Here is a 24,875-nt window from a genome sequence, read left to right on the forward strand (position 1 = left end):
AACTTAAAGATCACTGCGAACACAAGAGTGATCCACGTCACCGGCCGTCCTAGCATCGACCGCAGGGCAGGACCCCGAGGGAACCTGCACAGAGATTCGATGAAGAATTTTTTTCACTGAGAAGAGGAACATCATGCGCCAGATCCGCGCATTGCGCATTGCCGCCGTTGCAGCCGGCATCGCCCTGATGGCTACCGGTTGTGGTGCCACCAGCAAGAGCTCCACCGGCACCGAAAGCACCGGTGCGGCCAAACCCATCAGCGGTCTGCAAATCATGGTCCCCAACACCCCCGGCGGCGGATACGACACCACCGCCCGGGCCGCGGCCAAGGTCCTGGACGACGAAAAGATCGCCAGCAACACCGAGGTCTTCAACCTGGCCGGAGCAGGCGGCACCGTGGGCCTGGCGCGCGTGGTCAACGAGAAGGGCAACGGCGATCTGGCCATGCTCATGGGCCTGGGCGTGGTGGGAGCCAGCTACACCAACAAGTCGGAATCCAAACTGACCCAGACCACTCCCCTGGCACGCTTGATCGAGGAACCCGGCGCCATCATGGTCAGCAAGGACTCCCCCTACAAGACCATCGATGACCTGGTGAAGGCATGGAAGGCCGATCCCGCTTCCATTTCCGTGGGCGGCGGCTCCTCGCCGGGCGGCCCGGACCACCTCCTGCCCATGCAGCTGGCCGGTGCCGTGGGCATCGACGCCACCAAGGTGAACTTCGTTTCCTACGACGGCGGAGGGGACCTCCTGCCGGCGATCCTCGGCAACAAGCTGGGCTTCGCAGCGTCCGGAGCCGGCGAGTACCTGGAGCAGATCAAGTCCGGCGAAGTCCGCGTCCTGGCTACCAGTGGCGAGAAGCGGTTGGACGGCGTGGACGCTCCAACGCTCAAGGAGTCCAACATCGACCTCGTGTTCACCAACTGGCGTGGCGTTGTGGCACCTCCGGGCATCAGCGATGACGACAAGAAGTCCCTGATCGCCGCCTTGGAAAAGATGCACGAATCCGCGGGTTGGAAGGAAGCCCTGAAGACCCACAGCTGGACGGACGCCTTCATCACCGGTGACGAGTTCCAGACCTTCCTGACCGACCAGGACAAGCGGGTGGCCGACGTCCTCACCAAGCTTGGCTTGGCGTGAGCACTGCAGTAAAAGGCCTCAAGGGCCGCGCCGAGCTGGGAGTTTCCCTCCTGCTCGGCGCGGCCGGGGTCCTGGTCTTCCTGGACGCCAACGGCCTGGCCACCCCGTACTCCAAGTCGGACCCGGTTGGGCCCAAGACTGTGCCGTTCATCGTCGCAGGCCTCTTGCTGGTTTGTGCCGTGCTGCTGGCCATCAACGTCCTCCGCGGCGGCAAGGGTGAAGCCGAAGGCGGCGAAGACGTCGACTTGGCGCACCCCGCCGACTGGAAGACGGTCCTCCCCTTGGCCGGCGCCTTCATCCTGAACATCCTGCTCATCGATTGGGCCGGATGGGTGATCTCCGGAACTCTCCTCTTCTGGGGCAGCGTTTTGGCCCTGGGCAGCCGGCGCTATGTCCGTGACGGCCTGATTGCCCTGGCACTCTCCCTGCTGACCTTCTACGGCTTCTACCTCGGCCTGGGCATCGCACTGCCTGCCGGGCTTCTGGAAGGAATCCTCTGATGGACGTCCTGTCCTCGCTGATGGACGGTTTTGCCACCGCCCTGACCCCCATGAACCTCCTGTACGCCATGATCGGCGTGCTCCTCGGCACCGCAGTTGGTGTCCTCCCCGGCCTGGGACCGGCCATGACCGTGGCCCTGCTCCTGCCCGTGACGTACGCGTTGGAACCCACCAGCGCGTTCATCATGTTCGCCGGCATCTACTACGGCGGCATGTACGGCGGTTCCACCACCTCCATCCTGCTCAACACCCCGGGTGAGTCATCCTCCGTTGTCACAGCGATTGAAGGCAACAAGATGGCCAAGGCCGGGCGGGCCGCCCAGGCGCTGGCCACGGCAGCCATCGGCTCGTTCGTTGCCGGCACCATCGGCACCGCCTTGTTGGCCGTCTTCGCGCCGATCGTGGTCAAGTTCGCCGTCAGCCTTGGCGCCCCCAGCTACTTCGCCATCATGGTCCTGGCCCTGCTGGCGGTCACTGCGGTCCTTGGTTCGTCCAGGCTCCGCGGCTTCGCATCACTGGCACTCGGCCTGGCCATCGGCCTGGTGGGCATCGATTCGGTCACCGGCCAGCGTCGTTTGACCTTCGGCCAGCCGCTCCTGGCCGACGGCCTGGACATTGTGGTTGTCGCCGTCGCCATTTTTGCTGTTGGTGAGGCCCTCTGGGTTGCCGCCCACCTCCGCCGCAGCCCATTGCACATCATTCCCGTAGGCCGCCCCTGGATGGGGAAGAAGGACTGGAGCCGTTCCTGGAAGCCGTGGCTCCGCGGCACCGCGTTCGGCTTCCCGTTCGGCGCCCTTCCCGCAGGCGGAGCGGAGATCCCCACCTTCCTCTCCTACGTCACGGAGAAGCGGCTGAGCAAGCACCCTGAAGAATTCGGCAAGGGCGCAATCGAAGGCGTGGCCGGGCCGGAAGCTGCCAACAACGCAGCCGCGGCGGGCACCCTGACCCCCATGCTGGCGCTGGGCCTGCCCACCAACGCAACGGCCGCCGTCATGCTCGCAGCCTTCACCACCTACGGCATCCAGCCGGGACCGCAGCTCTTTGCCAGCCAGGGACCCCTGGTGTGGGCCCTGATCGCCAGCCTGTTCATCGGCAACCTGCTGCTGTTGCTCATCAACCTGCCACTGGCTCCGCTGTGGGCCAAACTGCTCCAACTCCCGCGGCCCTACCTGTACGCAGGAATCCTGTTCTTCGCCACGTTGGGCGCCTACTCGGTGAACCTGCAGGCGTTCGACCTGGTGATCCTGCTGGTCCTCGGTGCCCTGGGCTTCATGATGCGCCGCTTCGGCCTACCTGTCCTGCCCTTGATCCTCGGCGTCATCCTCGGCCCGCGGATCGAAGGCCAACTCCGCAAGACCCTGCAACTGAGCGCCGGCGACCCCGCCGGGCTCTTCAGCGAGCCGATCGCGATCGTTGTGTACATCATCGTTGCGATCGTGCTGGTTTGGCCGTTTGCGTACAAGCTCATCCGGCCCAAACGTCCAGCCAAGGACCCGCTGCTTCCCGCCAATTCCGGTGCTGCGGACTACAGCGACTAACACCAAGAAACAGGAGAACCCATGACCATCGTGGTGGGATACGTCCCCACGCCGGAAGGTGAGGCCGCGCTGACGCAGGCCATCGCCGAGGCAAAGAAGAGCAACAACCACCTCCTCGTCATCAATTCCTCGAAGGGCGATGCCCTGGTGGACAACCGCTACGCCCAGGAGCCGGACATCCAGGGAATCGAGCAACGGCTTGCAACGCAAGGCATCAGCCACACCATCACGCAACCGGTTCGTGGCCATGACGCTGCAGCCGAGGTCCTGGATGCCGCAGATGAACACCATGCGGATCTGATCGTGATCGGACTGCGTCGGCGCAGCCCCGTTGGAAAGCTCATCATGGGCAGCGTCTCCCAACGGATCCTGCTGGAAGCGGACTGCCCGGTGCTGGCAGTCAAAGCCGACTAGGAGTTTTGCGCACGGAAAATGCCCCTAAGATGCGTTCTTGGGGGCATTTTCCGTACCCGACTCCTGGAGGGACACTGCGTTGACCGAGACTATCCGCACCGCTACAAGCAACGACGCCGGGAAGCTCGCTGAGCTTGCGGCCGTCACCTTTCCGCTGGCGTGCCCGCCGGGCTCCTCCCCGGAGGACATCCAGGCCCATCTGGAGAAGCACCTGAGTGAGGCAAGGTTCGTCGAGTACCTCGCGGACGCGAACATCACCATCCTGGTGCTCGATGACGCCGGCCAACTGAACGGCTACACCATGCTCATCGCCAAGCCCACCAGCGACCCCGATGTGGCCTCGGTCCTCTCAGCCCAGCCTTCCACCGAACTCAGCAAGTGCTACGTCCTTCCCGAACACCACGGCCACGGCGCAGCTGCCCGGCTCATGAAGGCCTCCCTTGCCGATGCGGCAGACAAGGGAGCGGCCGGTGTGTGGCTCGGAGTCAACAGCCAGAACGCCAAGGCCATCCGTTTCTACGAGAAGAACGGCTTCGAACGGGTGGGCACCAAGTCATTCCAGCTGGGCAACACCGTGGAGCACGACTTCGTCATGGAGTACGCGGTCTAGCCGAACAGGTCCCCGGCCAACGGCGGCCGCGGATCGTTGCGCAGCCGCAGGCTTTCCGGCAGCCCCGCCACCGAACCCGTAGGCCCGGCTGCTTCGATGGTGATCCGTGAGTCACCCAGCAAGACGTTGTCAGCGCTGAACGTCCCGAAGGATGCGGGGAGTATCGGTGCCAGGTGCAGCACGTCCCGGGTGAAGTCCGGATCGAAGCGCAGCAGGATCCTGGCGAGCTGCACCGGAGCCGCAGCCGCCCATGCTTGCGGGGAACACGCCGTCGGGTAGGGAACGGGCTCCGGAAAGTCCGAGCGGTCAAAGCCGCAGAAAAGTTCCGGAAGCCGGCCGCCGAAGTGCTTGGCGGCGTCGAACAATCCGCTGGCAACGCGACTGGCTTCCTCAACGAAGCCATATCGCATCAATCCGGTGGCGACGATCGCCGTGTCGTGGGGCCACACCGAACCATTGTGGTAGCTGACGGGGTTGTAGGCCCCCATGTCCGAAGCGAGGGTGCGGATCCCCCAGCCGGTGAACATTTCAGGCGACATGAGCCGCTCGGCCACCAGCGGCGCCTTGTCTTCGTCCACGATGCCAACCCACAGGCAGTGGCCCATATTGGACGTGCACGAATCCACGGGCTTCTTGTCCTTGTCCAGGGCGAGCGCGTAATAGCCCTTGTCCGGCAGCCAGAAAGTCTTGTTGAAGGCCTCCTTAAGTGCCTCGGCCCGGTCCGCGCAGCGGCGTTCGACGGCGGTGTCCCCAGCCGCGCGTGCCAGCAGGGAACGGCCCACGTACGCCGCATAGGCGTACGCCTGGACTTCGCAGAGTGCGATCGGCGCCTCCGCCATGGTTCCGTCAGCGAAGTTGATGCCGTCCCATGAGTCCTTCCACCCCTGGTTGATCAGGCCGTGGGGGTTCGGCCTCTGGTACTCGATGAACCCGTCGCCGTCGCGGTCGCCGTACTTCTCCATCCACTCGATTGCCCGGTCCGCATGCGGGAGCAGGGATTCGATGATGTCCGACCCCAGTCCCCAGCGGCTGAGTTCGCCCAGGGTGGAGACGAAGAGCGGGGTAGCATCGGCTGTCCCGTAGTAGGCCGTGCCGCCGAGCGAGAGCCCTGCAGTCACCCCGAGCCTGACTTCGTGGGGTATCCGCCCCGGCTCCTCTTCGGAGTCGATGTCCACTTTGGTCCCCTGCAGGCCTGCCAACGTTTGCAGGGTGCCGGCGGCGAGGCTGGGGTCGACCATGAGCGACATATAGGAGGCCAGCAGCGAGTCCCTGCCGAACAACGCCATGAACCAGGGCGCTCCGGCCGCTACGGCAGCACGGTCGGGGTGTTTCGCGTCGAAGATCCGCAGGGAGCCGAGGTCGCGCTGGCTCTTCTCCAGGACACCGGTGACGTTGATGTCGGTAACGCTGATGCGGGGAACGTGCTCCTCCCACTGTTCATGGCGTTGCGCGCCGACGCTGTGGCTGAGCGGTGTCGCCGCGGTAAAGGGATTTTCCGGTTCTTTCCCATTGGTGATGGGCAGGGCAATCACAGTGGCGGTCCAGTCGGTCCTGGCAGGGATAGTGACGTTGAACGTCAGCCCTTCCTCGGTGACCTTTGCCCCCTCTGCGTGGAAGGAAACGCCCCGCTGCTGTCCGTTTGAGTGGCGGGACTCGATGTACAGCCGGTCCTCATGTGCGGTCTTCAGAGTCCCGTCAACGTGTCCGGCGCGACCACCCTTGACGTCAAAAAGGTCCGCAAGATCGGCGTCGAGGATCACTTCGATGGTGCAGTTGGACGGCTCGCTGGAGTAGTTCCGGATAGTGATGTCATCCCGAAGTCCCGAGCCGATGCTGCGCTGGTGCTGGACCAGCAACGGGCTCTCGAACCGGCCGTCCTCAGTGCAGGCCCGGCCCACATATTCTGCTTGGAAAGCCGTCGGATTGCGGGCCACCAATGGCTCGCGCGGTTCGCCGTTGATGCGCAGTACCCAGCGGGAGACGATTCGGGTGTCCTGGTAGTAAGCGCCCTGCGAACCCCCCGCATGGACGTCACCTGTATGGGATGAGATGCAGAAGGAAGAGCCTTCGACGACCGTCACCGCCCCCAGTTCGGACGCTCCTGCTTCTGTATCTGCATTCCAGGCTGTCATGGGCGGTGGGGCTCCTTAGCTGCGGTTTTAAAAGGCCTGCCTTTGATTCTCTTTCACGTAAGGCCCGCCCGTAACCCCCTTGCCCTTGAATTGTTCGATCACCCGCGCGTAAAGCTCCAGATGTTCCGCTGCCATCCGGCCTGCACTGAAGTACCCCTCAACGGCTCTCCGGCAATCGGCGCGGCTAAGCTTCGTTGCGGCGTCCACAAAACCGGCCAACTGGTGGACGTCGCCCAGGAATCCGGTCTTGCCGTGATGGATGATCTCCGGGGCTGCACCCATGGGCGTAGCAATGACCGGGGTTCCGGTGGCCAATGCCTCGATCATCACCAGCCCGAACGGTTCGTGCCATTGAATCGGATTGATGAGGACGGCGGCGTCACCCATCAGCTGGTACTTCTCCGGATCAGCCAGCTCACCCAGGAACTCCTCCTGTGGGCCCAGCGCAGGCTTCACCACTTCCTGGTAGAAACGCTGTTCGTCCTTGGCGTGCATCTTGGCGGCGATCCGCAGGGGTATCCCGGCTTCCCGGGCGATCCCCACCGCCTCCATGAGCCCTTTGTCCGGGCACATGCGGCCAACGAAGCACGCGTAGCCACCCGCGCCATTGCCCATCGACACGGTTGAGAGATCCAGCCCGTGGTGGATGACGGCCGAAACCGGCAGCCCCGGCACCATCGATCCCTGGTTGTGGGAGATCGCGACAATGGCGGTGTCCCCTGCCATTGCCCGGTACAACTCCGCCGACTGCGCCGTCAACGGCCCGTGGATGGTGGTGACCACGGGAATATCGGGCCAACGGTGGGCGTACAGTGGGCCGGCCAACGTGTGGTCGTGGATGATGTCCATTCCCCGCATGCCGGCGTAGGACCTGATCACGTGGCTGAGTTCGCTGAGTGTCTCCCCGAGTTCGCCCGGACGGCTGGGACCCAGCCCGTCCAGTTGGGGTACCGGACAGGTACTGTCCGACGACGCCGCGAGGAGAACGTCGTGCCCGGCGTCGGTGAGCGCCCGCGCAAGGGCATCCACTACGCGCTCGGTTCCGCCGTATTTCTCCGGCGGGACGGTGAACCAGGGTCCAACAATAAGTCCAATGCGCATCCATGCCTCCGCGCATAACCCCCATACACAGCGGGCTGACTTCCTAACCCGGATCAAGGCTATTAGCCCCGTGAGGAAAATAACAGCCTGTTGCCGGAATGCTCCCTGTGCTGCCCCGGTTGACGCAGGCATGAAGATTGAGATCTGGTCCGACGTCGCCTGCCCGTGGTGCTACATCGGCAAGCGCCGTTTTGAAAGTGCCCTTGCACAGTTCCCGCACCGCGATTCGGTGGAGGTGGAATGGCGGAGCTACCAGCTGGATCCTTCCGTCCCCGAACACTACGACGGCACCGAGCTGGACTACCTGAGCAAGCGCAAGGGCATGGCTCCGGAGCAGGTCAAGCAGATGTTCGCCCACGTCACGCAGACTGCGAAGGACGAAGGGCTGGATTACCACTTTGACAACGTCGTGGTGGCCAACAGCTTCACGGCCCACCGGCTCATCCACCTGGCAGCGACCCACGGCAAGCAGGACCTGGCGAAGGAGCGCCTGCTCAGCGACCACTTTGAGCACGGCAAGGACATCGGAAGCCAGGAGTACCTGACCGGGCTGGGTGCGGCGCTGGATCTTCCGGCCGATGAGGTGGCTGAACTCTTCACCACGGACAAGTTCAGCGAAGAGGTCACCATGGACATCAACGAGGCCCGCGCCATCGGCGTCACCGGCGTCCCGTTCTTCGTCATCGACCGCAAGTACGGCATCTCCGGGGCCCAGCCGGCCGAGCTCTTCTCCCAAGCCCTCAACCAGGCGTGGCAGGAAGCCAACCCGCTTATCCCGGTGGGATCCTCCGATGCCGAGGCCTGCGGCCCGGACGGTTGCGCCGTCAACTGACCACCCGCCGTCGTACTTCCCCAAGTAGGTCGCAGTTAAGCGCGTTTTGACGACTCAAAATGCGTGTGGAGTCTCATGACTTAATAGACAGTTCTGTCTCATGACTTCGTAGACACTCTGTCTCATGACATCGTGGACACTTTGCTGGCGGGTTTGCTGCTGTTCATGAGTAAATCCCAGCCGGATATCAGGATTCGGCATGCTGTCGCGACGTGGCCCGAGGATTCGCCTAGGGGCGCGGTCTCGGCTTTTTGCAGGAAGCACAATGTCTCCCGGGCGTGGTTTTACCGGGTCCGGGCAGCGGCTTCGGAAGTGGGACCAGTGAAGGCGTTGGAGAAAAAGCCCCCGCTTCCGAAGTCCATGCCCACTGTCACGGCTCCGGTCATGATCGAACTGCTGCTCGGTACCCGTGCAGAACTTCAGGAGAGCGGGTTTGATTACGGCCCGCTCTCCGTTATCGCGAAGCTCGCAAGGCAGGGCTTCAAGCCGCCTTCGCGTGCCACCGTGGCCAGGATCTTTGTCAGGGCAGGTGTCGTGGTGCCCGAGCCCAGAAAGAAACCACGAAGCGCGTACAAAAGGTTCGTCTATCCCCAGCCGAACGCCTGTTGGCAGATCGACTCGACCGAATGGCAACTCGCCGGCGGACAGAAGGTAGCGATCTTCCAGCTCGTCGACGATCATTCACGTCTGGCACTGGCGTCCCTGGTCGCAGCCGGGGAAACCAGCGCCGCTGCGATCGCCGTTGTCACGCAAGCGATCGAACGCCACGGGACACCGCAACGATTCCTCTCCGACAACGGTGCGGCACTGAATCCCACACGCCGCGGTCGCACCGGTGCGCTTGTGGAGTTCCTCAAAGCCAAAGGCATCGAACCGATCACAGGCAAACCCTACAAACCGACCACCCAAGGCAAGAACGAACGGTTCCACCGGACCCTGCACCGCTACCTTCACCGGCAGCCACCGGCAACCTCTATGGCCGCCCTCCAGTCACAGGTGGACGCCTTCGATCTCTACTACAACAACGAACGCGAACACCAAGGCCTGCCCAACGCAATGACACCCCGTGAAGCCTGGAACGCCACCCCCAAGACGTCCCCGCCAGCGGCCCCTGAACCGATTGCGCCCCGTCCGGACAGGCGAAGCGCACAACGGACAGTGAACAGAAACGGCTCAGTGACGATCCTGGGCACCCATTTCAAAATGGGCAAGGAACATACCGGCACCACCGTGCACATCCTCTACGACGACACCACCATCATGTTCTTCGGAGCCCAAGGCACCGAGATCATCACACACCCCAGACCACCACAAGGAACCACCTACGTCGGCAACGGCAAACCCTCAGGCGTCGCAGCCGACCCCCGAGGCACACGCGCCAAACGAACCATCTACCCACAGCTCAAAAACCGGAACCCCAAACCATCGAACGAACTGTCCACGAAGCCATGAGACATCAAGTGTCTACGAAGTCATGAGACATGAAGTGTCTACAAGGTCCTGAGACATGACACGACTCAAAATGCGCTCAACTGCGACCCAGTTGGGTGCCGCCCGGTTGGGTACGGGGGCTAGGCTTTCGCCACCTCGAGTTCGACGACGGCCCAGGACAAAGCGGGCAGCGTCAGCCGCAGCTCGGAACCGGAGGCCTTGACGCCTTCCAGTGGCATCAGACCCACCCGGTCCTGCTGGGACTGGCTGTTGATGGTGAAGCGGTCTCCGCCGTCGGGTATTTCCAGGACCTCGGCCCGAAGAACCTGGCGGGCGTCGAAGCCGTGCAGGGCTGCCTCGACGTCGGCGGCCTCCTCCAGTCCGCGGTTGGCGAAGAACAAGGCAACCCGGCCCGTTTCCTCGTTCCACGTGGCGCTGACGTCCACCAGGTCCGTGTCGCCGAAACGCGCGTTCGAGTACTTGTCCGAGTTCACGGACAGCTGCAGGATCTGCCCCTTGGCCAGCTCGGCCATGCGTGCGAACGGGTGGAAGATGGACTGCTTCCACGCCGGGCCGTTGGCCTCGCTGAAGATCGGCGCGATTACGTTGACCAGCTGCGCCTGGTTGGCGATCTTCACGCGGTCGCCGTGCCGCAGCAACGAGTTGAGCAGAGTCCCCACCACCACGGCGTCGGTGACGTTGTACTTGTCCTCGATCACGCGTGGGTGTTCAACCCACGGGCCCTTGACGATGTTGCTCAACTGGTCCTCGGTGTCCCGGCCGCGCTGGTACCAGACATTCCACTCGTCGAAGGACAGGTTGATGTGCTTCTTGTGCTTGCCCTTGGCCCGGACAGCGTCGGCGGTCGCCACCACTGACTCGATGAAGTAGTCGGTGTCGACGGCGGAAGCGAGGAAGCTGCCGACGTCGCCGTCGTGCTCCTGGTAGTAGGCGTGGAGGGAAACGTAGTCCACCTCGTCATAGGTATGGGTGAGCACCGTCTGCTCCCACGCGCCGAACGTGGGCATCCCGGAGTTGGAACTTCCGCAGGCCACCAATTCGATGGTGGGATCCACAAATCGCATGGCTTTGGCGGCTTCCTGTGCCAGCCGGCCGTATTCCTCGGCGGTCTTGTGCCCGATCTGCCACGGCCCGTCCATTTCGTTGCCGAGGCACCACAGCTTGATGTCGAACGGGTCCTTGTGGCCATTCCTGGCCCGGAGGTCGGACCAGTAGCTGCCGCCGGGATGGTTGGCGTATTCCACGATCTGGCGGGCAGCGTCAACTCCCTTGGTCCCCAGGTTGATGGCCTCCATGATTTCGGTGCCGGCCTGCCTCGACCAGTCCACGAACTCGTGGAGGCCGAACGCGTTGGTCTCCACCGTGTGCCAGGCTCCATCCAGGCGGCGCGGCCGGTCCTCCCGGGGACCGATGCCGTCTTCCCAGTTGTAGCCGGAAACGAAGTTGCCGCCGGGATAGCGGATGACGGTGGCGCCCAGTTCCTTGACGAGCTCGAGGACATCCTGGCGGAAGCCCTTCTCATCGGCCTCCGGGTGGCCTGGTTCGTAAATGCCGGTGTAGACACAGCGGCCCATGTGTTCCACGAAGGAACCGAACAGCCGGCGGGGTACCTCGCCTACGGTGAAGTCGCGATCGAGCGTAATGCGTGCGCGGGACATGAATCTCCTTGGGTGTGTTTCTTATCCGGGTTTTGAATGTCAGGTTTGGGTTTATCGGTTGTTGCGTGCTCGGCAGGTGCCGGGTCAGGTTCCGGCGAGTCCGGTCGTTGAGATGCCCTTGATGATCTGCCGCTGGAAGAAGAGGAACACGACGATCAGCGGCAGCGCCGCGAGCAGCGCGGACGCCATGTTCTGCGCGTACTGCACGCCATAGGCGCTCTTGATGGTTTGCAGGCCCACGGGGAGGGTCAGCAGCGAATCGTCGTTGGTGGAGATGAACGGCCACAGGAAGTTGTTCCAGGCACCGATAAACGTGAAGATGGCGACGGCAGCCAGGATGGGCCGGGACAACGGCAGGATGATCGTCATGAAGATCCGGAGCCGGCTGGCCCCGTCCATCACTGCCGCTTCTTCAAGTTCACGCGGGATCTGGTCGAAGAACTTCTTCAGCACGAACACCATGGCCGGGTGGATTACCTGCGGGAGAATGATGGCCCATGGCGTATCGATCATCTTGAAAGCGAGCATTTGATAGAACAGCGGAATCATGAGCACGGGCGGCGGGACGATGATGCTGGCGATAATTGCCGTCATCAGGACTTTCTTGCCCTTGAACTCGATCCTTGACAAGGCGTAGGCGATCAGGGCGGAGATCACCAGCGTGACGAACGTGATTGCCGCCGAGGTGTAGAGCGAGTTCCACGTCCACAGCGGGATGTTGCCAGCCTGGAACACGTTGATGAACGCCTCCGCGGTAAAGCCCGACGGCGGAATCCAGGTGACCTTGGGCGCCGAGGCATCCGCTTCGGTCTTGAAAGCGGTGACCGCTGCCCAAGCGAAGGGAACCAGCCAGAGGAGGGCGAGGACGGCGGCGACGGCGACCGCGACGGCCTTGCCGATGGTGGGCTTCCGGCGCGGTTGCCGGATGACCTGGCCTCTTGCAGCCGGGGTGGTACGGGTGAGGGTTGTAGTTGCCATGGCTAAGCGCTCCTGCGGCGGGTAATGACGAACTGCATGACGGACACCATCACGATCAGTCCGAAGAAGATGTAGGAGATGGCTGCGGAGTATCCCAGCCGGTACCCGGTGAACCCGGTTTCGAAGATGTACTGGACCACGGGCCGGGTGGAGCCGCCCGGGCCGCCGGCGGTCATCTGGTAGATCTGGTCGAAGATCTTGAGGGAAGCCAGAATCTGGAGCAGCACGATCATGACCGTTGTTGGCGTGAGCTGGGGCAGGGTGATGGAGAAGAACTGCCGCCAGGCTCCTGCGCCATCCAGCGATGCGGCTTCATAGTGCTGCGAGGGGATGTTCTGCATTGCGGCCAGGTACAGCAGGAAATTGAAGCCCACAGTCCACCAGAGCGTTGCGATCACGATTGACCACATGGCCACATTGGGGTCGTTGAGCCATCCAACTTTCGGGATGCCGAACTTGGACAGGAAGTCGTTGATCAGTCCAAGCTGCGGGTTGTACATCCACACGAAGAACATGGACACCACCGTGGAGGCCAGGAGGAAGGGCGCAAAATAGCTCAAGCGCCACAACCACTGGGCCGGGAGGCCGATGTTCAACAGCGCCGCCATGGCCAATGCAACCAGCACCAGGGGAACAGTGCTGATCACCGTGAAATAGAGCGTGTTGCCGAGGGAACGCCACATCCCTGCGTCGGCGAAAGCCTCGGAGTAGTTGGCAAAGCCAATGACTGCGTCGTTGGCCCCTGTGAGGGATTTGCCCGTCAGGCTCATGTAGAAGCCGTACAGGATGGGCCATACAAGGAATACCAGGAAGAACACGAGGAACGGGGCCGCGAATGCCCAGCCGCTCACGTTGTCCCTGCTTCGGCGCAGGGAAGGGCCGGCCTTGACGCCGGACGGAGGTGTTGTCCGGGCCTGCCGGGACAGTGTAGAGGAACTCATGAAGGACTCCTTTGTCGCTCGGGTGTCGGCGCCGGTCAGACCGGGTTGGGCCGGAATAGGAGGTCGTTGGTGCGGGCTACGAAGCCGTCCCACCCTGCTGCTGCTTTGTTGCGCCCCAGGAGAACGTTCTGGATGTACTCGGAAAAATAGGTCTGCCAATCCGAGCCGGAGCCGCTGAACCAGGCTTCGGGGTCGTAGGCGATGATGTCCGCGGCATTGGCGTAATGGGCCTGTGGACTAAGTTCCCGGTAGGCCTGCGACTGCACTATGGGCTGGTAGGCCGGGATGTGGCCTGCCTCGGCCCAGGACAACGAACCCTTGAGGACATCACTGACGAACTTGTAGGCGTCCCTGCGGCTCTGTTCATCCGCGACGAGCTGCCGGGGAAGGACAAAGGAGTGCGAATCGGCGTACGCAGCCGTTGTCCCGTAGAGAGTGGGAATGGTGACGGCGTCCACAGGGAGTTTCGCCTTCTTCATGGTGGGCATTTCCCACCCACCGCTGAAGAGCATTCCCGAATCACCCCGGACAAATTCCGCGATGCCGGTATTGATGTCACCGCTCTTGGCTGCGATGGTGTCGTCAAAGAGCGAGGCCATGAATTCCAGCGACTCTATTGCAGCGTCCCGGTCGGCCTGCATGGGCTGGCCGGGAGTCAGCACGATCTCAGCGCCGTGCTGTTTGTAGAGTGTGTAGAACAGGCGCCACATCTGGGAGCCCAGGTTGAGGTATCCAAAAGAGAGACCGTGGCCTTTGGTGACCTTTTGCATCTCCAGCGCCATGGCCTTGAAGTCATCCGGCGTCGAGACCTCTTTCAACCGGCCGCCCGCTTCCAGGAGCCCCGCTTTGCCCGCCACGTCCGTGTTGTAGAACATGATGAACGGGTGCGAATCCAGCGCAATGGAGAAGACCTTGCCGTCCTGCTGGCTCTTCTCCCAGATGCGCGAGGCGAAGTCTTCGGCCCGCACACCGTTCTCCGCGAGGAGGTCCAGGTCCCAGGGTTCTATGAGTCCGCCCGGCGCGTAGCCTGGCACGCGGCTTGCGTGCATGATGGCCAGTTCCGGAGGCCGGCCACCGGCCGATGCCATGGCCAGCTTGGTGTAGTAGGGCGGCCCCCACGCCAGGACGGTGGGGTGAACTTTGAAGCCGGGGTTGGCTTGGTTGGCAGCGGCGATCATCGCCTGCATTTTGATGCCGTCGCCACCGGACAGCAGATGCCAAAAACCGATCTCGCGTGCCTGGGACGCCTGGGCCGCTCCGCCGCAGCCAGTCAGCCCGGCCATCAGGCCCAGACTGCCGAGGGCCGCGGATCCGGCTAATAGTTGCCTCCGGGATACCTGTCTCCCGGCTATGGTTTCGAATTGCTTCACCCGTCACTCCTTTGGATGGGTCCGCTGAAAGTCACTGCCAACTGCATAAAAAGTCCCGGTGTCCTTGCGTCAGGTCCAGCAGAAGGGTGGAGCCGGAGTGACGCAGCTCTCACATTACAACGATGTAATAATTGCGGCAAGAGAAATTTGTTAGCGCAAACAGAAATACGTCGACGCCTCTTACCCCCGTGGAGTACTGCTGCCCCTCTCCACAATGGAGTAACCCACCTGCACCACGCGCTGGGAGGAGTCGCGGTCCGTCATTCGATCAGTCAGCAGTCGCAGGGCCTCGGAGGCTACCAGTCGCCGGTCGAAGGAAACAGTAGTGAGGGGCGGAACAGCAAAACGCCCGTCCGCGACGTCGTCGAATCCTGCCACCGCAATATCATCGGGAACCCGGATGCCCCGCTTCCAGAGGACGTTAAGCGCACCCAGCGCCATGGAGTCCGTAAAACAAAACAGAGCCTCCGGAACAGGGTGCGAATCAAGCCAGGAATCAAGTGCTGCCGCTGCGGACTCGGACGTCCATTTCTCGCAGCGGATCAGCAGGTCATCATCAGGCGCTATGCCCAAGGCCTCCAGGGCTGACTCGTAGCCGGCCGCGCGGTGAATGGCGGTTGACGAAGGCCGGGCGGCATTGATGCCCAGGACTGCAATCCTCCGGCGCCCCGGTTTCGCCAGGGCGAGCGTCATGTCCCGCGCTGCAGCCATGCTGTCCACGAACACGCGATCGGCAATGTGCTGGGTGACTTCGCCAAGCAGCACTACCGGAGGAAGGGAAACGCCCACCTTGACGGCGCTTTCCTGAAGGACCACGGGGTTGAGGATGAGGCCGTCGATCAGGTTGGACCGGGCACGTGTCATCAGATCCTGCTCCCGCTGCGGATCCAACCCCGTCTCCTCAATCTGCACGCTCCACCCTTGTTCGTGGGCAACTTCCACCACATGGTGGGCAAGTTCGGCGGAAAAGGGAGTGGCCAGATCCGGCAGGGCCAGGCCGATGACGCCCGAGCGCCCGTTGCGCAGTCCCCGCGCAGAGAGGTTGGGAACGTAGTCGAGCTCCTGCATGGCCTGCTCGACCTTGAAGCGCGTGGACGCACTGACGGGCACCACGCCGTTCATCACATTCGAAACGGTCTTGGGAGACACTCCCGCGCGGCGCGCTACATCCTTGACCGTTGCCCGCAACAGTCCCCCTTGGTGAAATCAATCCGGTTGACTCGATGCTACGCGAGTTTCCGCCCGCCTCTACCCGCCGGGTCCACGGGTATTTGCTGACAGATAACGGTAAAGTGTCTATATGCCAAGGATCACGGCCGCCACGAACGCTGCCCAACGCGCCGAGACCCAACGTCGTATCCTCACCGCGTTCGGTGAGCTTCTGTTCACCCACGGCCTTCCCGGCCTGACCATGACCGACGTCGCCCGCCACGCAGGCGTAGGACGCACTGCGGTCTACAACTACTACGCGGACATGGAGCAATTGCTCATCGCGTATGCCTTGGACGAGACCGAACGTTTCATCGGGGACCTGCGCGATTCCCTGGCAGCCTTGGACAATCCGGTGGACCGGCTGGCCCTCTACGTCCGATCCCAGGTGGAGGACCTCAGCCGCCGCCACCTGCCGCCCGGGCCGGCGATGGCAGCCGTCCTCTCCCCCCAGTCCTTCGCCAAACTCGCAGACCACGTGGGCGGGCTGAACATCCTCCTTGAAGACATCCTTAAGGACGGAGTCCGCCAGGGTTACCTCCCGGACGTGGACGTGGCGCAGCTGGCGCGCCTCATTCACGGCACCCTCTCCGCCAGCGCCGCGCGACGCAACAAGACGCCCGACGGCGACGCGCCGCTGCCATCGCCGCTCACCGACGTCGAAACCGCCACGGCGCTCACCGCGCGGTTCATCCAGCTCGGGGCGGGCGCGAAGTTCGACGACGCCGGCAAGCCGGTCCGGGCTGCCGCGGCGGGGACCCTGCAGGCCAGCGACGCGTAGAAGCGCTGTGGCAGTTCAGTTGCCAGCGGGATCCGTGGGAATGATGGGCCACTTGGAATTGTCCGCGATGCGGAGGTCCTCACGGGGGCAGCTGAGCTTGCCTGGCGTCTTGTCAACCTGTTCCGGTTCAACCAGGCCCTCGTAACCCGGGGTGAGGATGACGTCCACGGACTCGTCCTCACGGTTGTCCTCGTAGTAGTCGGTACCGGCGAGGTTGCGCTGGATGTTGAAGGCGGCTGCCTGGCCCTTGACGCCGGATATGACGACGCCGACTCCCGAATAGGCGGTGTCGCTGTTGTCCACGGCGCCCACCTTATGGCCGCGTGCGGCGAATTGCTCCGCGACCGTGCCGGCCAGTCCGCTGCGGGATGTGGCATTGAAGACGTTGAGGCTGACGGTTTCGTTGGGAACGTAGTCGAAGGTGGTTCCCGGGCAAAGGCTCGTGGGAGCTTTGCTGGCTACTGCGGTGGGGACTTTCACCACGCCGTTCATGACCGCCCAGGCCCCCACGGCTCCGGCCGCTATGACCCCCACCAGGAGGACCAGGACGATAGCGTGGAAAAGCCGCCTCCCGAACCGTGAGGGCGGCGTCCCGGAGTCGTCGGCGAACGTGGCGCGAAGTTCCTCGCCCGTGACCACGTGATGGCCATGGAGGTGCGTCACATCCTTGGGACGCCTAGCCATCGATCACCAACACCCTGGCATGGATCGCCGTCCTTTGATGAAGTGCCGTCCGGACCGCCCGGTGGAGTCCGTCCTCCAGGTACATGACCCCTTGGTACTGGACCACGTGGGGGAAAAGGTCTCCGAAAAATGTTGAATCCTCAGCCAGCAACGCTTCCAGGTCCAGGGTGCGCTTGGTGGTGACGAGCTCGTCAAGCCGGACCGGGCGGGGAGGCAGGGCAGCCCAATCCCGCGGCGCGGAGTATCCATGGTCAGGGTACGGGCGTCCCTCGCCCACAGCTTTGAAGATCACCCTGCAAGCCTATGGAAGTTACAGCCCCAACGGAACTTGTGAGCCCCGGCACAGGCAGGTTGTAGCCAAATGGTGATTATCGGGCCCGCGGCGTCACAGCTGTGGAGTGGGCCCCGCGGACTGACAGAATAGGGACATGACTCAACCGCTCCAAAGTCCCGGCCGGACTGTTACCCGGGAGAACCCGGCCCTCGCGCTGCTCCTCGACGTCGACGGTCCCATCGCCAGCCCTGTCACGCGGGACGTGAAGCCGGACATCATCGCCGACCTCGTAGCCCTGGCCGCTGCGGGCATCCCGGTCATCTTCAATACCGGCCGTTCCGATGCGTTCATCAGCGAACAGGTCATGGAGCCCATGATTGCCGCGGGCATGCCTGCAGGCACCACCATCCACGCCATCTGCGAGAAGGGTGCGGTCTGGTTCAGCTACACCGCCGAGGGTCCCGGTCCCATCCACGTGGACCACGAACTCGCGGTGCCCAAGGCTTACGGCGACGACATCCGCCGGCTCGTGGCCGAAGACTACGCCTCACACATGTTCTTCGACGAAACCAAGCGGGCCATGGTTTCCGTGGAGCAACACCTTGACGTTGCCAGCGAGGACTACCTCGCCGAACAGAAACTCTTCGACGCGGACGCGCTGGACATCATGGCACGGCACAACCTCAACGCGGCCATCCTGGACCACCACGCACCCGGATCCGATGACACCGCGGACTACCGGCTGGACCCCACCATCATCTCCACGGACATAGAGTCGGTCCGTTTGGGCAAGGACCTCGGTGCAAGCCGTGCCGTGGAACTCCTGGCCGCCCAGGGCATTACGCCGCTCTCCTGGCGAACGGTGGGCGATTCGCGCACCGACTACGCCATGGCGGACTGGCTCCACCACAACGACCACGACGTCAAGCATGTGGATGTACGGCCCGCGGACGGTGTTCCCGTGAAGCCCTACACCATCCTCACCGCGGCGGACCTCGAGCTCGCCGCTGACGTCATCCATGACGACGCCGGAGGAGCATTCCTCCGCAGTTGGCGCGAAGCCCTGGACATCTAGCTCCGGCTCCGCCGCAAGGCAGCGCCCTCAACATCAGCTTCACTTCAACACAGCAAGGAGGAACAGCCATCACGCAGGCACAGGTCGATCAGGTTTACCACGGCAGCCCCACGGTCGAGGAGGACTCGATTGCGGAGGCGGCCACCGCGTCCGTTGTTGCGCACCTCAAACACAGGTCCGACGTCGTTCGCCACCGCGGGCGTTATGCCCTCCTTAACACCGACCTCACGCCACAGCAGGCCATGGTTGCGGATCTGCTTGACATCCGCGCGGCGCTGGACGCCGCCGGCGTCGACTTCATCCTGGTGCGGGGCAACGACGAACGTCCGGTCATCGCCGTCGACTGGGAATCGCGCAAGGCCGTGCGGGACGCATTGGTGGAGGCTTTCCGGAACGAGCCGTTCTATTCGATGACCGTGGATGCCAAGAAGAAGGTCTCGGTACTGGTGGCGGACGGGGAGCTGTCCGCCAACCGGAAGTCCCGCATCTTCCGCCTCTACCGTCCCCGGGTAGAAACCGGCGGCGGGCTCTGGTACGGACCTGCCCTGGGCGTCCAGCTGGAACTTTGGCGCTTTGATGGCGATCGCCTGGAACTGCCCGTGGAGAATTCACTGACCCGCCGGACCCTGCTGCGGCAGGACGCCGTGCGCGGTTCCGTGACCCGGCACGGCCTGGAGTGGCCGACCATCGAAAACATGTTTGCGGACCACGCCAGCGACATCGATTTCGACATCGACATCGTTTTCTCCTGGGTGGACGGCAGCGATCCCGCGTACATCGCGGCACGGCGCGCCCAGCAGGCAGATGCCGTGCTGGGCGAGGGTGACGACCACGAGGCCCGGTACCGGCAGATCGACGAGCTCAAGTACGCCCTCCGCTCGGTGTACATGTTCGCGCCGTGGATTCGCCGCATCTTCATCGCCACGGACTCCCCCGCCCCCTCATGGCTTGCCGACCACCCCAAGGTGACCATTGTCCGCAGCGAGGAATTCTTCAGCGATCCCTCCGTGCTGCCCACGCACAATTCGCAGGCCGTCGAGTGCCAGCTCCACCACATCGATGGCCTTTCGGAGCACTTCCTCTACTCCAATGACGACATGTTCTTCGGCAGGCCTGTTGGACCGGAGATGTTTTTCACGCCCGGCGGCATCACCAAGTTCATCGAAGCGGACACCAGGATCGGGCTCGGCGAGAACGACGCCGAACGCAGCGGCTTCGAGAACGCCGCACGGGTCAACCGCAAGCTGCTGTGGGAGCGCTTCGGCCGGATCACCACCAGGCACCTGGAACACACGGCCGCCCCGATCCGCCGGAGCGTGGTGGCCCGGATGGAACGTGAGTTCCCCAGCGAGTTCGCCAAGACCGCGGCCAGCCGTTTCCGGGCCGCGGACAACATCTCCGTGACCAACTCGTTCTACCACTACTACGCGCTCCTGACCGGCCGCGCAGTCACTCAGGAGAACGCCCGGGTCCGGTACGTGGACACCACCCTATGGTCCGGCCTGCACTACCTGCCCAAGCTCCTTGCCAAGCGCCACATGGACCTCTTCTGCCTCAATGACGGCAGCTTCCCCGAGGTCCACGCGGACGAACGCGCCCAACTGGTGACGGACTTCCTGGAGAAGTACTTCCCGGTCAAGGCACCTTGGGAGAAGTAGACAAGCGGGTCTTCCCCCTGAAGCGTGTGCGCGACTGGCCGGGGATGGCGACTCCGGCGGCCTCCAGGCGACGCCGGACTCCTTCGGCGTCCAGTTCTTCGCCCACGGTGTCGCCGCCGGACAGGGGCACCACGGAGTGCACGATCGTGTCCTCGTAAACGTGCACCATGTTGTAGGCTTGGGCGCCGTCGCGGCCCCTCTGCCCACCGGCGCCCACTGCCAGGTCCTGGGTGTAGCAGGTGGCTGAAGCCACCGACACCGGCACGCCGGCAAAGGTGGCCGACGTCGAGTAGTGCAGGTGACCGCCCAGGATGGCCCTGACGTCCGAGTTACCGACGACGGCGGCCAGGCGGCCCTGGTCCCGCAGCTCCACCAACACCGCGAGGTCCTGGACGCAGGGCACGGGTGGGTGGTGGAGCGCCAGGATGGTGCCGTCGGGGGCTGGTGTGGAGAGCTCATCGGCCAGCCATTCAAGCTGCTGCTCCGACAACTCGCCGTGGTGGTGTCCGGGAACCGTGGTGTCCAAGGTGATGATCCGAAGGCCGTTCACGAAGTAGCTCCGGTCCATCGGATCCATGGGCCGGCTGCCTTTCGCGGCCTCCGGGAAAACCGCGCGGAAATTAGCCCGGTTGTCGTGGTTACCCATGGCCCAGACCGGCGTAGCCCCGAGGGCCGCGCACAGCGGTTCCACTACTTCGCGGAGCCGTTCGTAGGCCTCGAGTTCGCCCTTTTCCGCGAGGTCGCCGGTGAAGATCACGGCTTCGGCCTGGATCCTCGAATCGATGATCTGCTGGCAGACTTCGCGCAGCCGCTCCGTGCTGTCAACAGCGCCATGAAGGGCACGCGTTCCGCCCAGCAGGTGCAGATCACTCAGGTGCAACAGCACGTGACCTGGTTTCGGATATTCGGCCTCGATGAGCTCCATGGCTGCCTTAGCGTCCGTGGGAGCCGGCGACTCCCGTGTCAATCCAGTAGGTCCAATCCAACCAGATAGGAAGCGAACATTCGGCTAATTTCGGGCGGAAAGTTGGAAAATTCTTCCTCCCTGCGGTCACCGCCGGAGCTCTCCACAGAGTCCGCCGGGGTGCACCGACCTACGGCGTGGGCAGGATCAGGCTGGACAACGGCACGATCACACCATCCGGGCGCTGAACGAGGTCCGGTGCGATCAGGATGTATCCAGGCGGCAGGACCACCGTGGGAAGTGTCGCCAGCGTTGCAGCCGGCGTTGGTGCAGGTGCGGGGGCGGCGGGAGCCTGCTGCGTCACGACCGGAGCCGGCGCAGGTGCAACGACTGCCGGTGCCGGCGCCACCACAGCCGGGGCGGGTGCCGGAGCGACCACTGCCGGAGCCGGTTCCGGTGCAGTCACCGCGGGAGGTGCTACGGGTGCGGGTTCCGGAGCTGTCGTTGCAGGCGGCACTGTCGTTGCAGGCGGTACGGTGGTTGCAGGCGGCACGACGGCGGATTCAGCCGTCGGTGCGGCGGGAACCGTAGTGACGGGGGCCGTCGTCGTCGGCGCCGGAGTGGTGGGCGCGGCCGTTCCGGTGGGAGTCGGCGTCGCAGTCCCGGTGGGCGACGGCGTGGCCGTCTGCGTCGGAGTCGGCGTTGCGGTCCCGGTGGGCGTCGGCGTCGGCGTCGCCGTCTGCGTCGGAGTCGGCGTCGCGGTCTGCGTCGGAGTCGGCGTCGTGGTCTGCGTGCCGCCCGGGTTGGACGGAGTTGCCGTGTTCGACGGCGTCCCCGGGCTCACCGGTGTCTGCGTGACAGGCGGCGCCACATCTTCCTCATGCTCACCACCGATAACTGCCCGGGTGGTCCCGTCCGTGATGGGCACTGCCCACTGCGGAGTGCCGGATCCCGTGCCGACACCGGGCTGGTAGTTCACCATGGTGATGCCCTGGAGCGGATCGATCTGCTTGATGGGCAGCAACTGCCACTGGTTCGGGTTGGTGTGCAGCCCGTTGACGATCGTTTCGAAGTGGAGGTGGCAGCCGGTGGACCATCCCGTGGTGCCGACCTCGGCGATCACTTGGCCCACCCGGACTGACTGGCCTTGGGTAACTCCGATGGCCTGCAGGTGGTTGTACGTGGTCACCAAGCCGTTGCCGTGCTCAATCTCGACGCGGTTGCCGCCACCCCAACTGTGCCAGCCCACGGCCTTGACCGTCCCGGAGTCCGCCGCGTAAACGCGGGTACCGCAAGCCGCCGCATAATCCTGGCCCCAGTGGAATTCACCGGGCAGGCCCGTCAGCGGGCTGAAGCGGTAGCCGTAGGGAGAGCTGGGATTCAGGATTTCCAGGGGTGAGTACAGGTAACCGGCCGGCGGACGGGACAGCCCTGCCGAGGCAACCGTCAACGCGCCGGAACCATCGGCACCCACGGTGCGGACCAAGGCACGGTCGAAATACACCATCGGCGTGCCGGCCACTTGCTGAGGAGGCTCGGGCATGTTGTCCAGCACCAGAGTTTCGGCCTCAGGCGGCACCAAGGTTCCCAGTGCCAGCGGGCCGACGACTCCTTGTGCCGACGCGCCATCCACCGAATACGACGGACCGGACGTCAGCGGTTGGAATCCAAAAGCGAAGAACGCAGCTATGGCGAGGGCGCCTGCGATGAAAACGCGGCGGAAACCCTCGGTGCGCACCAGGATCGCTACCCGGTCTGATTCATGATGCTTGCCCACAAAACACTCCCCAAAGCCAGCGGCACCAAACCCCAGCCTGGCGTGCATGCACCATTGTTGCGGGTAAGCCAATGAAAATAAAGGCTTCCAGCTTGACTTCGAGCGAAAGGTTGGCTCAGTTTTTCCTCAAGGGTCCTTGAGGTTGGCGGTTGCCCTCCACAGCCAGGGATTCCTTGAGCGCAGCCTTGGTTTTCGGACAGAATGGCACGCATGAGGAACTACTTCCTCGAGTACCGCCACGAACTTCAGCGCACGTTCACCGGAACGTCCGGAACACCGCCTGAGTGGGTGCCTCGCCTCGCAGAAGGGAACGACGCCGGATACCACCTTCCGGGGTCGGCGGTGTGGGCTGTGCACGGCTCCATGTCCACCATCGTGGCCGGCATCCGGGTCCTCTTGATGCAGGCACTCCACCCGGGCGCACTTGCCGGCGTGTATGAGCATTCCGGGTTCAAGGAAGACCCCCTGGGCCGCCTCGCAAGCACCATCCGCTGGATCTTCACGGTGACCTACGGTTCAACGGAAGCCGCGCAAGATGCCACCAACAGGGTCAGGAAACTGCACCAGCTTGTCCAGGGAACGTACATCGACGGGAACGGAACACCGCGCGACTACGCAGCCAACAATCCGGAGCTCCTCCGCTGGGTCCACGTGACCTACGCCGACTCGTTCCTCGCGGCGCACCACATCTTTGGCGGCCCTATCCCCGGCGGGGCCGATGCCTATGTCCGTGAATGGGCATCGGCCGGCCGGCTCATGGGTGTGGAGGATCCGCCCGTCACGGAAACGGAGGTTCGGCGGGAGCTGGACCGCTGGTACTCCTCCGGCGTTTTGCGGTCCGACGAACGCCTTGCCGAGACGGTCGACTTCATCCGGACGCCGCCCCTGAGCCCGATGCTGAGGCCGGGTTACCGCATTCTGTTCGCCGCCGCCGTCGCAAGCCTTGAACCCAAGTACCGGGAGCTCCTTGGCTTACGGAAAGCCCACCTGGGTCCCGTACCGTTGCCTGCCATCACGGCAGCCAAGGCGGTCCTGGCCTTCGTCCACCTCGCCCTTGGCCGGCGCGGCCCCAGCGAGCTGGCTGCCCGGCGTCGGCTTGAGCGGCTTGGGTGGGCTACGTCGAGGGGTTAGCCATCTACCGCTGTCTATACATGCCTGTTGTTAGAGCGGGTGACCGGGCTGAAATCAGCACAGAAGATGATTCGGGTTCCGGAACTTCCATGAGATCAGCGAAGACGGACTCTACCTCTGGGACTGGCGCGATAGCGGCGTCGGCAGTCCATGCTCTCCGAACTTTGGACCGGCGCTCCAAGCTCTAATGCAAAAGTGCCGGAGGGTCGCCTGCATAGCCCTATTGGACAGCTTTACGGAATATCCGTTATCGGCTCTTAACTAACGGGAGTGGCAGTAGCTGCGAGAACTCCCGTGTCCGTTCTCATTGAAGTTGTCAGTTTTCGCATTCAACGTGTCAGTTAACGGATTCGGGCTGCTTCTCAGCCAAGTTGTCAGCTCGCGTTTGCGGTTGCCGTGCCTGGCGAAGGCCTTGAGCCACGCGCTCTGCAGCACTTCGGTGGTTTACGGAACTGACAACATGAATGAGAAGGATCCGCTGGAATCTCTCTCATCCAACCTGTCAGTTCCCACGTCGCGACTGACAACTAGATTGAGAACGGACATCCCGCACATCGACGGTTCGATCCTCAGGTCAAGCCAACTTTGTCCCCGTGTGACCTGCGCGGCGGCGCATGCTCAGGTTCGACCAAGCACTTCCGGACCCGAGGTATAACCTACAAATTTCAATTGACTTGACTAATTCCCGCATCATCGGAGACGGTCTCCATGACGT

At 63.5% G+C, this 24,875-nt stretch carries 22 protein-coding genes; 11 read left to right on the forward strand and 11 right to left on the reverse strand.

Going from position 1 to position 24,875, the window contains the following annotated elements:
* Positions 1–133 precede the first annotated feature (133 nt).
* The 5 genes from HMI59_RS18040 to HMI59_RS18060 all read left to right on the forward strand — a co-directional run bounded on the left by HMI59_RS18040 (position 134) and on the right by HMI59_RS18060 (position 4,203).
* Entirely contained in the window at positions 134–1,141 is a 1,008-nt protein-coding gene (locus tag HMI59_RS18040) for a tripartite tricarboxylate transporter substrate binding protein (protein WP_193592093.1), read from the forward strand.
* On the forward strand, positions 1,138–1,641 hold the full coding sequence (locus tag HMI59_RS18045; RefSeq protein ID WP_021471631.1) for a tripartite tricarboxylate transporter TctB family protein: 504 nt from the start codon (positions 1,138–1,140) through the stop codon (positions 1,639–1,641). Before HMI59_RS18040 ends, HMI59_RS18045 begins: the two co-directional genes overlap by 4 nt.
* Positions 1,641–3,179, forward strand: coding sequence for a tripartite tricarboxylate transporter permease (locus tag HMI59_RS18050; RefSeq protein ID WP_021471632.1), 1,539 nt, complete (start codon positions 1,641–1,643; stop codon positions 3,177–3,179). The genes HMI59_RS18045 and HMI59_RS18050 overlap by 1 nt, the downstream gene beginning before the upstream one ends.
* Positions 3,180–3,200: 21 nt before the next feature.
* A complete protein-coding gene (locus HMI59_RS18055) occupies positions 3,201–3,593 on the forward strand; it encodes a universal stress protein (protein ID WP_166185863.1) in 393 nt (130 codons plus the stop codon).
* A gap of 79 nt (positions 3,594–3,672) precedes the next feature.
* On the forward strand, positions 3,673–4,203 hold the full coding sequence (locus tag HMI59_RS18060) for a GNAT family N-acetyltransferase (protein WP_166185862.1): 531 nt from the start codon (positions 3,673–3,675) through the stop codon (positions 4,201–4,203).
* Here HMI59_RS18060 and HMI59_RS18065 read toward each other — a convergent pair.
* Both HMI59_RS18065 and HMI59_RS18070 read right to left on the reverse strand, forming a co-directional pair.
* Positions 4,200–6,335: an amylo-alpha-1,6-glucosidase gene (locus tag HMI59_RS18065; protein WP_166185861.1), complete on the reverse strand. Its 2,136-nt coding sequence runs from the start codon at positions 6,333–6,335 to the stop codon at positions 4,200–4,202. The two genes, HMI59_RS18060 and HMI59_RS18065, sit on opposite strands and share 4 nt — an antisense overlap.
* Positions 6,336–6,362: 27 nt before the next feature.
* A complete protein-coding gene (locus HMI59_RS18070; protein WP_193592094.1) occupies positions 6,363–7,436 on the reverse strand; it encodes a glycosyltransferase family 4 protein in 1,074 nt (357 codons plus the stop codon).
* A 130-nt stretch (positions 7,437–7,566) separates the two neighbouring features.
* On the opposite strand from HMI59_RS18070, the gene HMI59_RS18075 reads away from it, so the two are divergent.
* Both HMI59_RS18075 and HMI59_RS18080 read left to right on the forward strand, forming a co-directional pair.
* Positions 7,567–8,268 carry a DsbA family protein gene (locus HMI59_RS18075; RefSeq protein ID WP_166185859.1) on the forward strand — a complete coding sequence of 234 codons (702 nt, stop codon included), beginning with the start codon at positions 7,567–7,569 and terminating at the stop codon, positions 8,266–8,268.
* A gap of 360 nt (positions 8,269–8,628) precedes the next feature.
* A complete protein-coding gene (locus HMI59_RS18080) occupies positions 8,629–9,720 on the forward strand; it encodes a DDE-type integrase/transposase/recombinase (RefSeq protein ID WP_227471417.1) in 1,092 nt (363 codons plus the stop codon).
* Between the two features lie 119 nt (positions 9,721–9,839).
* Here the strand turns inward: HMI59_RS18080 and HMI59_RS18085 are convergent, their stop codons facing one another.
* From HMI59_RS18085 to HMI59_RS18105, 5 genes are all read right to left on the reverse strand, one after another.
* Entirely contained in the window at positions 9,840–11,378 is a 1,539-nt protein-coding gene (locus HMI59_RS18085) for an alpha-N-arabinofuranosidase (protein WP_193592095.1), read from the reverse strand.
* Between the two features lie 84 nt (positions 11,379–11,462).
* Positions 11,463–12,356 (reverse strand): carbohydrate ABC transporter permease, encoded by an 894-nt coding sequence (locus HMI59_RS18090; protein WP_166185857.1) that lies wholly within the window; start codon positions 12,354–12,356, stop codon positions 11,463–11,465.
* A 2-nt stretch (positions 12,357–12,358) separates the two neighbouring features.
* Entirely contained in the window at positions 12,359–13,297 is a 939-nt protein-coding gene (locus tag HMI59_RS18095) for a carbohydrate ABC transporter permease (RefSeq protein ID WP_021471640.1), read from the reverse strand.
* A gap of 35 nt (positions 13,298–13,332) precedes the next feature.
* On the reverse strand, positions 13,333–14,667 hold the full coding sequence (locus HMI59_RS18100; protein WP_193592096.1) for an extracellular solute-binding protein: 1,335 nt from the start codon (positions 14,665–14,667) through the stop codon (positions 13,333–13,335).
* A gap of 180 nt (positions 14,668–14,847) precedes the next feature.
* Positions 14,848–15,855, reverse strand: a complete 1,008-nt coding sequence (locus tag HMI59_RS18105) for a LacI family DNA-binding transcriptional regulator (RefSeq protein WP_166185855.1) — start codon at positions 15,853–15,855, stop codon at positions 14,848–14,850.
* A gap of 112 nt (positions 15,856–15,967) precedes the next feature.
* Here HMI59_RS18105 and HMI59_RS18110 point away from each other — a divergent pair, with 112 nt between their 5' ends.
* On the forward strand, positions 15,968–16,657 hold the full coding sequence (locus tag HMI59_RS18110) for a TetR/AcrR family transcriptional regulator (protein WP_193592097.1): 690 nt from the start codon (positions 15,968–15,970) through the stop codon (positions 16,655–16,657).
* A 15-nt stretch (positions 16,658–16,672) separates the two neighbouring features.
* Here HMI59_RS18110 and HMI59_RS18115 read toward each other — a convergent pair whose 3' ends face one another.
* Positions 16,673–17,320 carry a LytR C-terminal domain-containing protein gene (locus tag HMI59_RS18115; RefSeq protein WP_062098996.1) on the reverse strand — a complete coding sequence of 216 codons (648 nt, stop codon included), beginning with the start codon at positions 17,318–17,320 and terminating at the stop codon, positions 16,673–16,675.
* 13 nt (positions 17,321–17,333) lie between these two features.
* Positions 17,334–17,633: a type II toxin-antitoxin system VapB family antitoxin gene (locus HMI59_RS18120; RefSeq protein ID WP_021471645.1), complete on the reverse strand. Its 300-nt coding sequence runs from the start codon at positions 17,631–17,633 to the stop codon at positions 17,334–17,336.
* 136 nt (positions 17,634–17,769) lie between these two features.
* Here HMI59_RS18120 and HMI59_RS18125 point away from each other — a divergent pair, with 136 nt between their 5' ends.
* Together HMI59_RS18125 and HMI59_RS18130 are read left to right on the forward strand one after the other, a co-directional pair.
* Positions 17,770–18,690, forward strand: a complete 921-nt coding sequence (locus HMI59_RS18125; protein WP_062095081.1) for a hypothetical protein — start codon at positions 17,770–17,772, stop codon at positions 18,688–18,690.
* A 128-nt stretch (positions 18,691–18,818) separates the two neighbouring features.
* Positions 18,819–20,348, forward strand: a complete 1,530-nt coding sequence (locus HMI59_RS18130) for a stealth family protein (RefSeq protein WP_370583590.1) — start codon at positions 18,819–18,821, stop codon at positions 20,346–20,348.
* On the opposite strand, the gene HMI59_RS18135 is transcribed toward HMI59_RS18130, so the two are convergent.
* Positions 20,326–21,273 carry a phosphodiesterase gene (locus HMI59_RS18135; RefSeq protein WP_166185852.1) on the reverse strand — a complete coding sequence of 316 codons (948 nt, stop codon included), beginning with the start codon at positions 21,271–21,273 and terminating at the stop codon, positions 20,326–20,328. The genes HMI59_RS18130 and HMI59_RS18135 overlap by 23 nt on opposite strands.
* A 169-nt stretch (positions 21,274–21,442) precedes the next feature.
* Positions 21,443–23,029, reverse strand: coding sequence for a M23 family metallopeptidase (locus HMI59_RS18140; protein ID WP_193592099.1), 1,587 nt, complete (start codon positions 23,027–23,029; stop codon positions 21,443–21,445).
* Between the two features lie 201 nt (positions 23,030–23,230).
* Between HMI59_RS18140 and HMI59_RS18145 the strand changes: the two genes are divergently transcribed.
* Positions 23,231–24,160: an oxygenase MpaB family protein gene (locus HMI59_RS18145; RefSeq protein ID WP_193592100.1), complete on the forward strand. Its 930-nt coding sequence runs from the start codon at positions 23,231–23,233 to the stop codon at positions 24,158–24,160.
* The last annotated feature ends 715 nt before the right edge of the window (positions 24,161–24,875 follow it).

This window comes from Paenarthrobacter sp. YJN-5 (assembly GCF_015040095.1).
GTDB lineage: Bacteria > Actinomycetota > Actinomycetes > Actinomycetales > Micrococcaceae > Arthrobacter > Arthrobacter ureafaciens.

Coding starts and splice junctions, on each gene's coding strand:
- HMI59_RS18040 (WP_193592093.1), top strand. CDS start 134: ATGCGCCAGATCCGCGCATTGCGCATTGCCGCCGTTGCAGCCGGCATC.
- HMI59_RS18050 (WP_021471632.1), top strand. CDS start 1,641: ATGGACGTCCTGTCCTCGCTGATGGACGGTTTTGCCACCGCCCTGACC.
- HMI59_RS18055 (WP_166185863.1), top strand. CDS start 3,201: ATGACCATCGTGGTGGGATACGTCCCCACGCCGGAAGGTGAGGCCGCG.
- HMI59_RS18065 (WP_166185861.1), bottom strand. CDS start 6,335: ATGACAGCCTGGAATGCAGATACAGAAGCAGGAGCGTCCGAACTGGGG.
- HMI59_RS18070 (WP_193592094.1), bottom strand. CDS start 7,436: ATGCGCATTGGACTTATTGTTGGACCCTGGTTCACCGTCCCGCCGGAG.
- HMI59_RS18075 (WP_166185859.1), top strand. CDS start 7,567: ATGAAGATTGAGATCTGGTCCGACGTCGCCTGCCCGTGGTGCTACATC.
- HMI59_RS18080 (WP_227471417.1), top strand. CDS start 8,629: ATGCCCACTGTCACGGCTCCGGTCATGATCGAACTGCTGCTCGGTACC.
- HMI59_RS18085 (WP_193592095.1), bottom strand. CDS start 11,378: ATGTCCCGCGCACGCATTACGCTCGATCGCGACTTCACCGTAGGCGAG.
- HMI59_RS18090 (WP_166185857.1), bottom strand. CDS start 12,356: ATGGCAACTACAACCCTCACCCGTACCACCCCGGCTGCAAGAGGCCAG.
- HMI59_RS18095 (WP_021471640.1), bottom strand. CDS start 13,297: ATGAGTTCCTCTACACTGTCCCGGCAGGCCCGGACAACACCTCCGTCC.
- HMI59_RS18110 (WP_193592097.1), top strand. CDS start 15,968: ATGCCAAGGATCACGGCCGCCACGAACGCTGCCCAACGCGCCGAGACC.
- HMI59_RS18125 (WP_062095081.1), top strand. CDS start 17,770: ATGACTCAACCGCTCCAAAGTCCCGGCCGGACTGTTACCCGGGAGAAC.
- HMI59_RS18135 (WP_166185852.1), bottom strand. CDS start 21,273: ATGGAGCTCATCGAGGCCGAATATCCGAAACCAGGTCACGTGCTGTTG.
- HMI59_RS18145 (WP_193592100.1), top strand. CDS start 23,231: ATGGCACGCATGAGGAACTACTTCCTCGAGTACCGCCACGAACTTCAG.